This is a genomic window from Pantoea sp. X-Soil-MYKO-1289 (assembly GCF_059730625.1).
In genome coordinates, this window is sequence record NZ_AP036004.1 from 47,447 (window position 1) to 62,138 (window position 14,692).

Sequence of the window (14,692 nt, forward strand, 5' to 3'; positions counted from 1 at the left end):
GTCTCTAAAACCGCGTGTTAAAGCTGCTCCGCGAACGCCTTTTCAATCTCTTCCGCCAGAATCTGCACCGCGCGCTCAATATTCACCGCGTCCGGCACATAGTTCATGCGCATGCACTGGTGCGTGTGCGGCCACGCCTGCTCCAGGCCGGGGAAGAAAAAGTGGCCCGGCACCATCAGAACGCCGCGCGCCTTAAGCCGCTGGTACAGCGCCTCGGTGCTGATCGGCAGATCGCGAAACCATAGCCAGAGGAAAATTGCGCCTTCCGGCTTGTGGATCAGGCAGCGCTCCTCCGACAGATAGCGGCGAAGAATAGCGATAGTTTCGGTCACTTTGGCCTGATAAAAGGGTTTAATCACCGTTTCCGACAGCCGCAGCAGATCGCCGCGCTGGATCATCTCGGCGGCGATGGCGGGGCCAATGCTGCCGGGCGCCAGGCTAATAATGCCGTTCATATTGCTGATGGCGCCGATTGTCTTCTCGTCGGCGACGATAATGCCGCAGCGCGCGCCGGGCAGGCCGAGCTTCGACAGGCTCATGCAGAGAATAATGTTGGGATTCCACAGCGGACGCGCGTCGCTGAAAATAATGCCGGGGAAAGGCACGCCGTAGGCGTTGTCGATCAGCAGCGGCACGTCGTGCTGCTGCGCCAGCGCGTCGAGCTGCATCAGTTCGTCGTCGGTCACCACGTTGCCGGTCGGGTTGGTAGGGCGCGACACGCAGATCAGGCCGATATCGTCATGCATCGGCAGATGTTCGAAATCGACGTGATACTTAAACTGGCCTTCCGGCAGCAGCTCGATATTGGGCTTAGCGGAAACGAACAGCTCTTCGTCCAGTCCGGCATCGGCATAGCCCAGGTACTCCGGCGCCAGCGGAAAGAGCACGCGCTTTTTACTGCCGTCGGCGCGGCGGCCGGCGAACAGGTTAAACAGATAGAAAAAGGCGCTCTGGCTGCCGTTGGTCAGGGCGATATTGTTGGCGGTTACCGGCCAGCCCAGCTCGCTGCTGAGCAGCGTCGCCAGCGCGTTCAGCAGCGTGGCCTTGCCGCGCGGGCCGTCATAGTTGCAGAGCGCTTCGCTCAGCTTGCCCTCGTCATGCATCTGCTGCAGCAGCTGCTGAAAATAGTCATTCATCGCCGGGATCTGCGCCGGATTGCCGCCGCCGAGCATAATAGTGCCGGGCGTGCGCAGTCCTGCGCCCATATCTTCCATCAGACGTGAAATGCCGGTGTGCTGGGTAAATTTGTCGCCGAACTGAGAAAAAGACATATATAGAAGTTAAAAATATGTGACGAATGGGGGAATCAACGATAACGCCCGCCAGCGGCGGGCGCAATGGGAAGGGCGGATTACTTGAGAATGTCGGGGTTTACGCAGTTCTTCTCTACCTTGCCGGTCAGCGCGGCGATCAGGTTCTCCACCGCGTCCTGCGCCATGCCGTAGCGCGTCTCATGCGTGGCGGAACCGATGTGCGGCAGCGCCACCACGTTAGGCAGCGAGAAGAGCGGTGATGCCGTAAGCGGCTCCTGCTCGAACACATCCAGGCCCGCCGCGTGGATGGTGCCCTCTTTCAGCGCGGCGATCAGCGCCTCTTCGTCCACCACAGGCCCGCGTCCGGCGTTGATCAGGATGGCGCTCGGCTTCATCAGCTTCAGCTGCGCCGCGCTGATCATATGGTGCGTCTGCTCGGTCAGCGGCAGGCTGATGCAGACAAAGTCGCTCTCTTTCAGCAGCGTTTCCAGATCGCAGCGCTGCGCGCTGAAGCGCGACTGCGCCTCTTCATGTTCGCGGCGCGCGTTGTAGAGCACCTTCATGCCGAAGCCGTGATGCGCGCGCTGCGCCAGCGCCATGCCGATGCGGCCCATGCCGAGAATGCCGAGCGTCTTGTGATGCACGTCGATGCCGAATTTGTCCGGCCCGATGCTTTTGTTCCACTGGCCCGCTTTCACCCACGCGTCCAGCTCGGTCACGCGGCGCGCGCTGCTCAGCACCAGCGCCATCATGGTGTCGGCCACCGTTTCGGTCAGCACCGTCGGCGTATGCATCAGCAGCACATGGCGCTGGTTGAGCGCCTCGACGTCGAAGTTATCGTAACCGACCGATACGGTCGAACAGGCGCGCAGCTTCGGCATTTTCGCCAGCAGTTCGCCGTCGACCTTGCCGCCGGAGCCGATCAGCCCTTCGGCCTGCGCCAGCGCGTCAGCGTGCTGCTGCTGGCTCTCCGGCGACAGATCTTTGATTTCGGTTACGCTGAAATGGGCGTCGAGCCGGGCGCGCAGATCGTCCGGCAGGCTTTTATACAGAATCACGGATGGTTTCATCGTTCGCTCCCTGTAAAACGTGTGACGGGCGACACGCAGGTCGCCCGGAGAAGAGGGTCAGCGCTTACGCTTTCAGGCGTGTTTCGCGCCGTGCAGCGGCGGCGTTTTGTTTTCGGCGGGCTTGACGATGAGCGTCAGCCACACCGAGACCAGCAGCGCTGCGCCCATAAAGATATAGGAGGCCGCCGGACTGCCCGTCGCTCCATTAAGATAGCCGACAATCCAGGAACCGACGAACGAACCCAGCGCGCCCATGCTGTTGATCAGCGCCATCGCGCCGCCTGAAACGTTGCGCGGCAGCATTTCCGGAATAATGGCGAAGAAGGGACCGTAAGGCGCATACATGGCGCCGCCTGCAATCACCAGCAGCGCGTAAGAGAGCCAGAAATTGTCGGAGCCGACCAGATAAGAGCCGAGGAACGCCAGCGCGCCGATCAGCAGCAGCGGCCAGACGAAGAGCTTGCGGTTCTGCATTTTGTCCGACGCCCAGGAGACGACGATCATCGCGATGGTCGCCGCCAGATAAGGCACCGCCGACAGCCAGCCCGCTTCCACCATGCCCATCTGCGTGCCGTTGCGCAGAATCGACGGCAGCCACAGCACGAAGCCGTAAACGCCGATGCTCCAGGCGAAATATTGCATGCAGAGCAGAATAACGTTGCGGTTGCGGAACGCTTCGCTGTAGTTGCGCACCGCCTTGATATTCTCCTGCTCTTTTTTCAGCTGGGCGGCTAGCGCGGCTTTCTCTTCGGTGCTCATCCAGCGTGACTGCTCGGGCTTATCCTGCACCATAAACCACCAGGCGACGGCCCAGATCACCGCTGGAATCCCTTCGAAGATAAACATCTCGCGCCAGCCGAACGCGTCGATCAGATAGCCGGAGACGACCGACATCCAGAGCACCGTCACCGGGTTGCCGAGGATCAGAAAGGTATTGGCGCGCGAGCGCTCCGATTTGGTGAACCAGTTGCTGATGTAGATCAGCATCGCGGGCATCACCGCCGCTTCCACCACCCCGAGCGCGAAGCGGATCGCCGCCAGCATCGGGATATTGCTGACCACGCCGGTCAGCGACGCGCAGACGCCCCACAGCACCAGGCACCAGAAAATCAGCTTTTTCACGCTGCGGCGTTCGGCATAGACCGCGCCGGGGATCTGGAAAAAGAAGTAGCCGAGAAAGAAGAGCGCGCCCAGCAGCGAGGACATGCCCTTGGTGATGCCCAGGTCGTCGTTGATGCCGGCGGCAGAGGCGAAGCTAAAGTTTGCGCGATCGAGATAGGCCAGACTGTAGGTGATAAACACGATGGGCATGATATACCACCAGCGTTTCGGCGCGATTGTCTGCGTTTTCATGCGGTTCTCCTCTGATATTGCGGTTCGGATGCAGGCTAGAAATCGCCTAACTCGCTGCGCGTCGGCAGCCCTTCGCTGTCGCCGATCACCTGAATCGCCAGCGAACCGATTCTGTTGCCGCGCTTAATCGCCTGCGGCAGCGTTTTACCTTCCAGCAGCGCGCTGATCACGCCGACGGCGAAACCGTCGCCCGCGCCAACGGTGTCCACCACGTTCTCGACGCGGATCGCCTCGACCTGACCCTGTTCGCCCTGGGCAGTTTTATACCAGGCGCCGTCGCAGCCGGTTTTAATCACCACCGCTTTCACCCCTTTATCGAGGTAGAAATCGGCGATCGCTTCCGGCTGGCGGTAGCCGGTCAGGATATAGCCCTCTTTTTCGCCCGGCAGCACCCAGTCGGCGTACTCCGCCAGGTGGTTGAGCTGCTGGCGCATCTCCTCTTCGCTGCGCCACAGCACCGGCCGCAAATTAGGATCGAAAGAGATGGTTTTGCCGCGCGCGCGCATCTCCTTCGCGCTGTGCTTCAGCAGCGCCAGCGAGCTGGCGGAGAGCGCAGCCGCGACGCCGCTCAGATGCAGATGGCGGGCGGCGCCGAAGTAGTCGCTGTTGAAATCCTCGACGGAGAGATGGCTGGCGGCGGAGCCTTTACGGAAATATTCCACCAGCGGATCGGAGCCGTCGTCGACTTTGGATTTCAGCTGAAAACCGGTAGGGTAGCGCGCATCTTTCGTCACCTGGCGGCGATCGACGCCTTCGCTCTCCAGCACCTGGCAGATAAAGCGGCCAAAGCTGTCGTCGCCGACGCGGCTTACCCAGCCGACCTTCAGACCGAGACGCGCCAGACCGATGGCGACGTTAAGCTCCGCGCCCGCCGCGCGCTTGATAAAGGTTTCAGCGGCGGCGAGATCGCCGGTTTCACGCGCCACGAACATCGCCATCGCTTCGCCGATGGTGACGACGTCCAGCGCGCCGTTATGCAGAGTAGTCATCTTCTCTCCTTACAGAGTGCGCAGCAGCGACACGTAGCGGCGGGTTACCGCCAGCAGATCTTCGCCTTCCAGCGGGAATTCGATGCCGCGCGGCGCATTGTCCGGCAGCTGGCGCAGCAGGTCGCGCCAGTCCGCTTTCGCCTCGTCCAGCGCCACCGCGCGATAGCTGTCGCCGTGCGGTTCGGCCGCCTTGACGTGAATATAACGCACGAAGCGCCCAAGCTGCGTCGCCGCCGCCTGCGCGTTCTCCTGCGTCCAGAGCCAGTTGCCCATATCGAATGTCATCGTTACCGGCAGGTTCGCCTGCTCCGCCGCCTGGAAAAAACGCAGCGAAGGCGCGAGCTTGCCGTTATCGGTTTGATCGTTTTCCACCGCCAGCTCCAGCGGATAGCGCTCGGCAAGCGCGCGCAAATCCGCGCCGTGCAGCTCGCCGTTAAACCCGCCCAGCGCCAGCTTGAGGCGCTGCGCGTTCAGCTGCTGAGCTTCTCTAAGGTAGTTCTCCAGCTGGGGATTTAACGCGCCGTCGTCACAAAACAGCGTGTCGGGTACCGAGTAGCCGGCGCGCAGCTGATGGTGCTGAATGGCCTGGGCCAGCGCGGGCAGACTGGCGAGCGTCGCATTGTCGAAGAGTTCGCGGCGGATTTCGACGCCGTCGGCGCCGGCCTGCTGGATCAGCGGCAGCAGCGCCTGCTGACCGCCCAGCGCGGCGACCTGTTGCTGTCCGTAGGCTGCGGTCACCACAATAATTTCAGCGTTCATCGTTACCCCCTGGATGCGCGTTAAGCGAAAGTTACCGGGAAAACGTTAATTGGAACCGGTTCCAAAGCAAAGGAGCAGAGGTTGAAACTATGATCGTGCTCACGAAGCGAGCACGAGAGAGGGAAAAGAAGAGGGGATCAGGCGAGGGGCTGGCTGGAGCCGCGCACCACCAGCTCGCCGGAGAAAACCTGTTCGGCGGCGGGCCCGGCGCTGCCGTCGATGCGGGCGATCAGCCGCTCCAGCGCCGCATAGCCGATTTGCCAGGTGGGCTGCCGCAGCGTGGTGATGCCGACGCCGGCCAGCGCAGCCCACTCCAGCTCGTCGAAGCCGAGCAGGCCGATATTCTCGCCCCAGCGCAGACCGACGCGCTGCATCGCGCGCGCAACCTGCAGCGTCATGGCGCCGTTCGCCACCATCACCGCCGCGCGTTTTCCGCGCTGACGCCGCGCGTAGTCCAGCAGCAGCGCATCCAGCGCCGCAGGCTGATGCAGCGGCACCTCGGCGTTCTCGTGCGCAATCTGCGGCCAGGCGGCGAGCCGCTGACGGAACGCCTGCAGGCGCTCGCGGCGCGTGTTGACGCTGCCCAATGGCTCGCTCAAAAACAGCAGCGCTTCATAGCCGTTATCAAGCAGATGCTGCGTCGCGATCTCGGCGGCTTCGGCGTTGTTCAGGCCGACGACATCGCAGGCGAAATCGGGAATTTTTCGGTCGATCAGCACCATCGGCAGCAGCGACTGCTGCAGGCGGCTCAGCGCCTCTTCGCGCATGCCAACGGCATTCACCACCACGCCTTCCACCTGATAGCTGCTCAGCAGCTGCAGATAGTGCTGCTCCAGATCCACTTCATTGTTGGTGTTGCACATCAGCAGCGTAAAGCCGCGCTCGCGGCAGGCGGCTTCGATGCCGCACATCACGTCGACGGAATAGGGATTGGTTATGTCGGCGATAATCAGTCCGATCAGCCGCGTGCGGCCGCGCTTCAGCCCGCGCGCCATCTGGCTGGGGCGATAGTCGAGTTCGGCGATCGCCTGTTCGATGCGGGCTTTTAAATCGGCGGAAAGAAGATGCTGCTCGCCGTTGAGATAGCGAGACACGCTGGTTTTACCGGTTCGCGCGCTGCGAGCAACATCGCTAATGGTGGCGCGAGGCGGTCTGTTCTTCATGTCGGTACCTGCAAAAAGAGAAACAGGCAGAGACTAGCACAGGCGCGGTCCGTCGCAAAAAGCGCGATCAGCGCGGCGCGCTATCCAGCCAGGGCTGGCGCAACAGCTGAAGCGCTTCCAGCGGCGCGCCGTCAAGCATCTGCACCACCAGATCGGCCAGCTGATCGCCGGTTTCGCGGTCCGAGGCCTGGCGGATGGCGATTACCGGCGCCTCGACGATCGCTTCGCGCGGCAAGCCTTCCCAGGCATAGAGGCGAATCGCGTCGCTGCCGTGCAGCCGGTTCGCCTGCTGCACCGCCAGCGCCGCGCCTTCCGCCAGCGCGCTGCTGTCGGCGATAATCGCCTGCAGCGACGCATCCTGCGCCAGCCAGGCGGCGGTTTGCTGATAGCCAGCGCGGCGCGACGGCGGCACGGCGACGATATCGAACGGCGCGACGGCGCCCATCGCGTCGAGGAAACCCTGAAGGCGGTCGCGTACAAAAGTGGTGCCTTCGTCGCTGCCCAGCCAGGCGATGCGCGTCACTCCCTGTTGCAGACAGGCTTCTACCGCCAGGCGCGAGCCGTGGTGGTGATCGACGTCGAGCCAGGCGTAGGGCTGCGGCAGATCGCTGCGGCCGAGCGTGATAAAGCGAAAGTTTTTTTGCTGCAAATTCAGCAGGCGTTCATCCTGCGGCAGGGTGTGGGTGACGATCAGCGCATCCAGCACGCGGCTGCGCAGCAGGCGGGTCAGGGTGCGCGGCCCATCGTGGGGCTTATCCACCAGCAGCATCAGGTCGATCTCTCTCTGCGCCAGGCGCTGATCGAGCGTCAGCAGCATTTCGCTGAAGCGGCAGTCGCTGATAGGCGAGGTGCTGACGGGAAAAACTAAACCTACCGCATTGGCGCGGCCGGTTTTCAGACGGCGCGCGGCGGCGTTGGGGCGATAGCCGCGACGTTGCGCTTCTGCTTCGACGCGTTTACGGGTCTCTTCCGCCACATCCTCATAGCCGTTTAACGCCCGGCTAACCGTGGTAACGGACAACCCTAGTTCGCTGGCAATGGCTTTTAGTGACATGCTGGACGACTCGCTGAACACGTTTTTTTCACGCTAACATAAAGTCTGTTTTGGCACTACAGGTAGCATGTCATCCGCGCTGTTTTGTCGAAAAAAGCGCGTAAAAATGCCAAAAAAACGACATTGTGACGATAAGCGCCCCGTTTTGGGGCGCTTTCGCATTAGCCGAGCGGGCTAAGCGTGATTTCCACGCGGCGGTTTTGCGCCTTGCCTGCTTCGGTGCTGTTGGTGGCGACCGGATTGTCTGGGCCGAGACCCTGAGTGCGCAGACGATCCGCCGCGACGCCCTGGGTGATCAGCGCGCTGGCGACGCTCTCGGCGCGCTGCTGCGACAGACGCATATTCAGCGCGCGCGAGCCGGTGCTGTCGGTGTAGCCCACCACGTTTACCGCGGTTTTCGGATACTCTTTCAGCACCATGGCCACGCCGGTCAGGGTATTGGCACCCGCCGCTTTCAGGCTGCTGCTGCTGGAATCGAAGGTAACGTTATTGGGCATATTCAGCACGATATTGTCGCCCTGACGCGTCACGCTGACGCCGGTGCCGCGCATTTTTTCGCGCAGTTTGGCTTCCTGCACATCCATGTAGTAGCCGATGCCGCCGCCAAGCGCCGCGCCGGACGCCGCGCCAATCAGCGCGCCTTTGCCGCGATCTTTTTTCGACGAGGAGAGAACGCCGACCCCGGCGCCCATTAGCGCGCCAAGGCCCGCGCCGATGCCGGATTTACCGGCCTGGGATTCATTGGTGTATGGATTAACGGTACAACCCGACAGTACCAGACTGCCGCTCAGTAACAGGCAAAGCGAAATCGATTTTTTATACATGCTCATTCCCTAAATCACACAAAGACATTACGTCTTTAAAGCGGCGAGATTATGACGCTTAAAAAGAGAGAAGGAGTGAGGGAAACTCTTATTTTGTCTGGTTCGCGCGTAAAAGGTTGTCAGGATGGCAAAAACAGTCTGTCTGATGGTCGCTGATCAGCCCGCACGCCTGCATAAAGGAGTAGCAAATTGTCGGACCGACGAATTTAAAACCACGCTGCTTTAAGGCCTTCGACAGCGCGATAGCCTGTTCGGAGGTGGTCGGCGCTTCTTTATAGTGGGCAAAGCGATGCACAACCGGCTGGTTATCGACAAAATTCCACACGAAGCGCGCGAAATCTTCACCTTTCGCCTCCATCGCCAGATAAGCGCGCGCGTTGCCGATAATGGCGGCGAGTTTGCCGCGATGGCGAATCAGGCCGCTGTCCTGCATCAGGCGCGCCAGATCCTCTTCATCCATTAAGCCCACAGCCTGAGGGTCGAAATCGTGAAAGGCGCGGCGATAATGTTCTCGCTTCTTCAGTACGGTAATCCAGGAGAGCCCCGCCTGCTGACCTTCCAGACAGAGCATCTCAAACAGCGCCTGCTTATCGTTTTGCGCAATGCCCCACTCTCGATCGTGGTAGGTCAGATAAAGCGGGTCCTGAGTGACCCAGCCGCATCGTTGCATGTTCTTTATCCTGATAAAGAGAAAATTTTGTGACGTCGCTTGATCTTACGTTTAGTCGGTTAATAGTTAAACAGCAGGCGTGATAAAACCGTTGTTAAATAGCACCGATCGTTCTCTTCAGCGTCGTCTGGAGTTTCTCATGTTGCAGAAAAGTCAGTGTGCCAGCCAGCGCTTTGCGGCGCTGGGGCTGAGTAGTGCGTTGCTTTTTTGTGCTGCGACGCCCCTGTTTGCCTGGAGCGGCGAAACCCTGTCATTGCCGGACGATCCCCTGCGCGATCGGCCCGATTACGACACCATCCTTGCGGAAAAGATTTCCCGAAATCATCTGATCGTCGGCGCCAATACGGGCATGAGCTTTCTGGATGCGGCACTTAATCCGCCTGTGGCTGCCTTTACGCTGCGCGCCGAGCCGGTGCCGACCGGCACGCGCTACAGCGCCGGCTGGGCGTTGCCGCTGGGCGCGTCGCTGACGACCGGGCCGGTGGCGCAGTTTGCGCCCGCGACCGCGCCGCTCAGCTGTCCGCAGTGCGATTTCAGCCGCGACGGCGTCGCGAGCTTAGGCTGGCGGGTCGATACCCGGCTGGGCGGGATCGCGCCTTACGCGCAGCTTAGCTATAGCTATCAGCCCGGCGATGGCCTGACCGGCGAGTCGCGCGATCGTGCGCCGGACGATGCGGCCATGCGCGAAGCGGGCTGGGTCGACGTCAGCGTCGGCGCGCATATTCCCCTGAATCAGAACGTTGCGGCATTCGCGGCATTTTCGCAAAACGACGCGCTAAACAGCGGCGAGCAGTTTATTTACAGCCTCGGCGTTAGCGCCAGTTTTTAACATGGGGCATAAAATGAGAAAGGGCGGGTGAGCAACGCCATATAATAAGCGCGCTAATCATAATATTGGTAATAATATGCGCGAACAAATTTCTATCCTTGGCCGTGAATGCGCGGCTTTTTTATTTGCAACACTGTTCCTTGTGCTGATGATGTCGAGCATCTATATCGACGTAAACTGGATGAACGACGCCATGCATGAAACGTCCATTACGGAAACGCTGCAGGAGGTGATGCTCGCCTCCGTCGCGGCGATGTTCTTCTGGTCGGCGCATCGGCGGCTCGATCAGCGCGGCGCGCTGATCCTGATCGGCGGCTTCTACAGCTGCATGCTAATCCGCGAGCTGGACTTTGTCTTCGACGTCGTCGAGCACGGCAGCTGGGTGTGGTTCGCGCTGGCGACCGCTGCGGCCTGTCTGGCAATGGCGCTGCGGTCGCCGCGCAGCACGCTGGAAGGGCTGGTCGCCTTCGTGACGGATCGCTGCTGGCTGATGACCGCCAGCGGCATGCTGATCGTGCTGGTGTTCTCCCGCCTGTTCGGCATGCATCAGCTGTGGCAGCACCTGATGCTGGATGGCTACAACCGCGTGGTGAAAAACATCGCCGAAGAGGGCACCGAGCTGCTGGGCTACAGCATCTGCTGGCTCGCCTCGACGCGCTACCTGTGGCAAACCCGACCGGCGCGCGTCAGGGCAAAAGCCGCCGAGCCGGTTCAGACGGCCCTTTCCACCGAGTCTGCTTCCTGGTCCTCGTAACGCGCGCCTTTTTTGGCGATCCAGGACGCTAAAAAAGGTACAATACAGACTTGTGCGCCGGCGCTCTGCCGGCGCAGCGTGCAGGTCAACGTCAGGTTTCATCATGTCAGTCAAAATTCTTACTTCTACGCTTATTGGTCTGGACGCCTTTCGCCAGGATCCGCGTCAGGCGCTGCAGCAGGCGGAAAACGGCACGCTGGCGGTGCTGGATAATTACGCGCCGGCGTTTTACGCCGTGACGCCTGAGCGGCTGGCGCATCTGCTGGCGCTGGAGGCGGCCGCGGCGCATCCCAGCGACGTAACGCTGGACGACAGCCTGTATGACGACCTGCCAGCCTCTCTGCCGACGCCGGCGGGCAAGTTCGCGATGTATGCCGGCTGGCAGCCCGACGCCGATTTTCAGCGCCAGGCCGCTATCTGGGGCGTGGCCCTGAGCGAGCCGGTAACGCCTGCCGAGCTGGCCGCTTTTGTCGCCTACTGGCAGGCGGAAGGCCGTCTGTTCCATCATGTGCAGTGGCAGCAAAAGCTGGCGCGCAGCGTGCAGATGAACCGCGCCGCCAGCGGCGGCCAGCCCAAACGCGATATCACGCAAATCAGCAATACTGATTACAACATTCCCGATGGGTTTCGAGGTGAGTAATGAAAACGCCGACCGATCTGTTCAGCCGTTTGAAAAAAATGATGCCCGCCAACGTCCAGCCGAAGTTCACCAGCGGTGAAGAGTTGCTGGCCTGGAACCAGGAGCAGGGCCGCCTGCGTTCGGAGTCGATCGTGCGTGAGAACCGCGCCATGAAAATGCAGCGCGTGATGGGACGATCCGGCATTCGCGAGCTGCATATGAACTGCTCGTTCGATAACTATCGCGTCGAGAATGAAGGGCAGCGCAGAGCGCTGACCATGGCGCGCCAGTATGCGGACGATTTTGAGGGCAGCATCGCCAGCTTCGTCTTCTCCGGCCGTCCCGGCACCGGCAAAAACCATCTGGCGGCGGCTATCGGCAACGATCTGATCCTGCGCGGCAAAAGCGTGCTGATCGTCACCGTCGCGGATCTGATGTCGAGCATGAAAGGCACCTTCAGCGGCGGCAGCGACATCACCGAAGAGCGACTGCTGCAGGATCTCAGCAGCGTCGATCTGCTGGTGATCGACGAGATCGGCATGCAGAGCGAGTCGCGCTATGAAAAGGTGATTATCAACCAGATCGTCGATCGCCGCTCCTCGTCGAAGCGTCCGACCGGGATGCTCTCTAACCTCGATCCCGCCGGTATGAATACTCTGCTGGGCGAGCGCGTGATGGACCGCATGCGTCTCGGCAACAGCATGTGGGTGCGCTTCGACTGGGAAAGCTACCGTAGCCGCGTGCGCGGCGACGAATATTAATTTTATCTTCCCTGCAAGAAACCGGGCGCGACCCGGTTTTTTTACGTCTCTATCCTCTGCGCCGCCCTCGGCTGTGACTTGTGTGAAACAGCGCGCAAAAGTGCCGGATAAGAGGCGTCCCGGCACTGTTACACTGGAAGATACGTTGCCCGTCAGATGAGCGCTGTAATCAATATGGGTAAAGGCCCTGCACTACTCAGACTTAACAACCAGAAGCGCGTGATGACGCAGCTTCGCCGGTTGCGCGTAACGTCGCGTCAGGATTTAGCCCACATCCTGTCGCTCAGCAAAAATACGGTGTCGCTGATCGTAGACGAACTGCTGGAAAGGTCGCTGCTTCAGGAGCTAGGGCCGATCAGCGTGGCCGCCGCCGGCCGGCCGAAGATTGAGATCGCCCTGCGCCCGGAACAGTTGAAAAGCGCGGGCGTGATGGTGGAGCGCAACGCCATTTACTGGCGCGTCTGCGACTACTTCTCGCAGGTGATGGTGGAGCAGACGCGTCGCGTCGATACCGCTAACCCTAAAAAGCTGCTGGATGAGGTGGCAAGCCTGTGCGGCGAACTGGCGGAGAAGCATCCGCAGCTGCTGGGCATCGGGCTCGGTTTTCCCGGCATCGTCGATCCCGATCGCGGCTGGATGCACCTTTCAACCCATCTCGGCTGGCAGGATGTCGATCTGCTGACGCCGATCAGACAAAAGGTCAATGTGCCGCTGCGCGTGATGAATAACGTCAAGGCCTCGGCGCTGCTGGCGGTGCAGCAGCTTGGGCTGAGCGCGGCGGGCAGCCACTTCTATCTGCGGATTGCCGAAGGCATGGGCGGCGCGCTGGTGCAGCAGGGCGAAGTAATGACCGGCAACAGCTGGACCGCGGGCGAAGCTGGGCATCTCAGCGTGCAGCCGGACGGCCCGCGCTGCCGCTGCGGACGTCAGGGATGCGCCGAAGCGCTGCTCAGCAAACCGGCGATAGAGCAGCAGCTGGCCCAGCGCCGTCCCGGCTTAAGCTGGCAGACGCGCGACGAGGCGCCGAAGGTGGTGGATGAGGTGATGCAGCAGGCGGGCGGTTTTCTCGCTAAGGTGATGGGCCAGATTATCCTGCTGCTCAATCCGACCACGATTATTATCGACGCGCCCTGGAATGTGCACCCGATGTTTTGCGACACGGTGCGCAAAAGGATCGCCTCCAGTACGCCAGCCTTCACCTTTCAGAACACCACGCTGCATTTTTTACAGACGCGTCTCGATCCGGCGGTAGGGCTGTCGCTGGCGGTGATTGAGCAGTATGAACAACGTCATGGATAAAGAGCGGCGGCTTTATCACGCCGCCGGCATTTCACATCAGGCTTTCGCCGTGATGCTGTCGGTACTCTTTTGGCGTGCTGGCATAGCTTTTCTTAAAAACCGAATAAAAATATTGCAGCGAAGGGTAGCCGCACATCTGGGAAATTTCATTGATGTTGAGTGAGGAAGAGGCCAGCAGCTCGCGCGCTTTTTCCAGTTTCTCGCGGTGGATCATGGCGTGAATCGTATCGCCGGTTTCATCACGAAAGCGTTTCTCCAGATTAGAGCGCGACAGGCCGATCGCATCCAGCACCTGTTCTACTTTGATGCCTTTACAGGCGTTGAAGCGAATATAATGCATGGCCTGAATCACCGCCGGATCGCGCAGCGAGCGGAAGTCGGTCGAGCGTCGGGCGATCACTTTCATCGGCGGCACCAGAATGCGCTGCAGCGGCAGCGGCTGCTTGTCCAGCAGGCGATGCAGCAGTTTGGCGGCCTGATAGCCCATCTGCCGCGTGCCCTGCGCCACCGACGAGAGCGCGACGCGCGACAGGTAGCGCGTCAGCTCTTCGTTGTCGATGCCGATCACGCTCAGCTTTTCCGGCACCGGAATTTTGAGATATTCGCAGGCCTGCAGCAGATGACGCGCGCGCGCGTCGGTGACCGCGATAATGCCGGTCTGCTGCGGCAGGGTTTGCAGCCAGTCGGCCAGCCGGTTCTGCGCATGCTGCCAGTTTTCCGGCGCGGTATTCATGCCCTGATAGACCACGCCCTGATAGCGTTCGCGCTGCACCAGCTGACGAAAGGCGTGTTCGCGCTCCTGCGCCCAGCGCTTGCCGCTGGAGGCGGGCAGCCCGTAAAAGGCGAAGCGGTTGATGCCTTTCTCTTTGAGATGAAGAAAGGCGCTTTCCACCAGCGCCGCGTTGTCGGTGGCGATATAGTGCACCGGCGGATAATCCTGCTGGCGATGGTAAGAGCCGCCGACGCCGACAATCGGCACCTCGACGTTCGCCAGCAGCTGCTCGATCGAGCTGTCGTCATAGTCGGCGATCACGCCATCGCCCAGCCATTCGCGGATATTGTCGATGCGGCAGCGGAAATCCTCCTCGATAAAAATATCCCAGTCGGTCTGCGACGCCTGTAGATACTCACCGACACCCTCTACCACCTGACGGTCGTAGACCTTATTGGCATTGAACAGCAACGTGATGCGATAGCGTTTTTCATGCATAGTGGCGCGCTCTCCTGAATCCCAGCGCAATGCATAGCACGGCCGGATGAACAGCAGAAATTGTTTGCGCCAGGTTGTGATCCCC

15 protein-coding genes are annotated in these 14,692 nt (G+C 60.8%); 5 read left to right on the top strand and 10 right to left on the bottom strand.

Going from position 1 to position 14,692, the window contains the following annotated elements:
• Positions 1-17: 17 nt before the first annotated feature.
• From AC6I7Z_RS00225 to AC6I7Z_RS00265, 9 genes are all read right to left on the bottom strand, one after another.
• On the bottom strand, positions 18-1,271 hold the full coding sequence (locus tag AC6I7Z_RS00225; RefSeq protein ID WP_497812742.1) for a valine--pyruvate transaminase: 1,254 nt from the start codon (positions 1,269-1,271) through the stop codon (positions 18-20).
• Positions 1,272-1,351: 80 nt separating this feature from the next.
• Complete coding sequence (gene ghrB, locus AC6I7Z_RS00230) at positions 1,352-2,323, bottom strand: glyoxylate/hydroxypyruvate reductase GhrB (RefSeq protein WP_497812743.1); 972 nt, start codon at positions 2,321-2,323, stop codon at positions 1,352-1,354.
• A 72-nt stretch (positions 2,324-2,395) separates the two neighbouring features.
• The gene (locus tag AC6I7Z_RS00235; protein WP_497812744.1) at positions 2,396-3,676 is read right to left on the bottom strand and encodes an MFS transporter; all 1,281 of its coding nucleotides are present in this window, start codon (positions 3,674-3,676) and stop codon (positions 2,396-2,398) included.
• A 35-nt stretch (positions 3,677-3,711) separates the two neighbouring features.
• On the bottom strand, positions 3,712-4,665 hold the full coding sequence (locus AC6I7Z_RS00240; RefSeq protein ID WP_084884289.1) for a sugar kinase: 954 nt from the start codon (positions 4,663-4,665) through the stop codon (positions 3,712-3,714).
• A 9-nt stretch (positions 4,666-4,674) separates the two neighbouring features.
• Positions 4,675-5,424, bottom strand: coding sequence for a sugar phosphate isomerase/epimerase family protein (locus AC6I7Z_RS00245; protein WP_497812745.1), 750 nt, complete (start codon positions 5,422-5,424; stop codon positions 4,675-4,677).
• A gap of 137 nt (positions 5,425-5,561) precedes the next feature.
• Positions 5,562-6,587 (bottom strand): LacI family DNA-binding transcriptional regulator, encoded by a 1,026-nt coding sequence (locus AC6I7Z_RS00250; protein WP_497812746.1) that lies wholly within the window; start codon positions 6,585-6,587, stop codon positions 5,562-5,564.
• Positions 6,588-6,654: 67 nt separating this feature from the next.
• Positions 6,655-7,641: a LacI family DNA-binding transcriptional regulator gene (locus AC6I7Z_RS00255; protein ID WP_497812747.1), complete on the bottom strand. Its 987-nt coding sequence runs from the start codon at positions 7,639-7,641 to the stop codon at positions 6,655-6,657.
• Between the two features lie 161 nt (positions 7,642-7,802).
• A complete protein-coding gene (locus AC6I7Z_RS00260; protein ID WP_497812748.1) occupies positions 7,803-8,465 on the bottom strand; it encodes an OmpA family lipoprotein in 663 nt (220 codons plus the stop codon).
• 88 nt (positions 8,466-8,553) lie between these two features.
• On the bottom strand, positions 8,554-9,135 hold the full coding sequence (locus AC6I7Z_RS00265) for a DNA-3-methyladenine glycosylase I (RefSeq protein ID WP_497812749.1): 582 nt from the start codon (positions 9,133-9,135) through the stop codon (positions 8,554-8,556).
• Positions 9,136-9,274: 139 nt separating this feature from the next.
• Between AC6I7Z_RS00265 and AC6I7Z_RS00270 the strand changes: the two genes are divergently transcribed.
• The 5 genes from AC6I7Z_RS00270 (at position 9,275) to AC6I7Z_RS00290 (ending at position 13,397) form a co-directional block, all read left to right on the top strand.
• Positions 9,275-9,964 carry an autotransporter gene (locus AC6I7Z_RS00270; protein ID WP_497812750.1) on the top strand — a complete coding sequence of 230 codons (690 nt, stop codon included), beginning with the start codon at positions 9,275-9,277 and terminating at the stop codon, positions 9,962-9,964.
• 76 nt (positions 9,965-10,040) lie between these two features.
• Positions 10,041-10,718 (top strand): hypothetical protein, encoded by a 678-nt coding sequence (locus AC6I7Z_RS00275; RefSeq protein ID WP_497812751.1) that lies wholly within the window; start codon positions 10,041-10,043, stop codon positions 10,716-10,718.
• A gap of 103 nt (positions 10,719-10,821) precedes the next feature.
• Positions 10,822-11,358 carry a primosomal protein DnaT gene (gene dnaT / locus AC6I7Z_RS00280; protein WP_277268681.1) on the top strand — a complete coding sequence of 179 codons (537 nt, stop codon included), beginning with the start codon at positions 10,822-10,824 and terminating at the stop codon, positions 11,356-11,358.
• The gene (gene dnaC, locus AC6I7Z_RS00285) at positions 11,358-12,098 is read left to right on the top strand and encodes a replicative helicase loader DnaC (RefSeq protein ID WP_033793024.1); all 741 of its coding nucleotides are present in this window, start codon (positions 11,358-11,360) and stop codon (positions 12,096-12,098) included. Before dnaT ends, dnaC begins: the two co-directional genes overlap by 1 nt.
• A 222-nt stretch (positions 12,099-12,320) precedes the next feature.
• Positions 12,321-13,397 carry an ROK family protein gene (locus tag AC6I7Z_RS00290; protein ID WP_497812752.1) on the top strand — a complete coding sequence of 359 codons (1,077 nt, stop codon included), beginning with the start codon at positions 12,321-12,323 and terminating at the stop codon, positions 13,395-13,397.
• Between the two features lie 31 nt (positions 13,398-13,428).
• Here AC6I7Z_RS00290 and xylR read toward each other — a convergent pair whose 3' ends face one another.
• Positions 13,429-14,607 carry a D-xylose utilization transcriptional activator XylR gene (gene xylR, locus AC6I7Z_RS00295; RefSeq protein WP_033793021.1) on the bottom strand — a complete coding sequence of 393 codons (1,179 nt, stop codon included), beginning with the start codon at positions 14,605-14,607 and terminating at the stop codon, positions 13,429-13,431.
• Between the last annotated feature and the right edge of the window lie 85 nt (positions 14,608-14,692).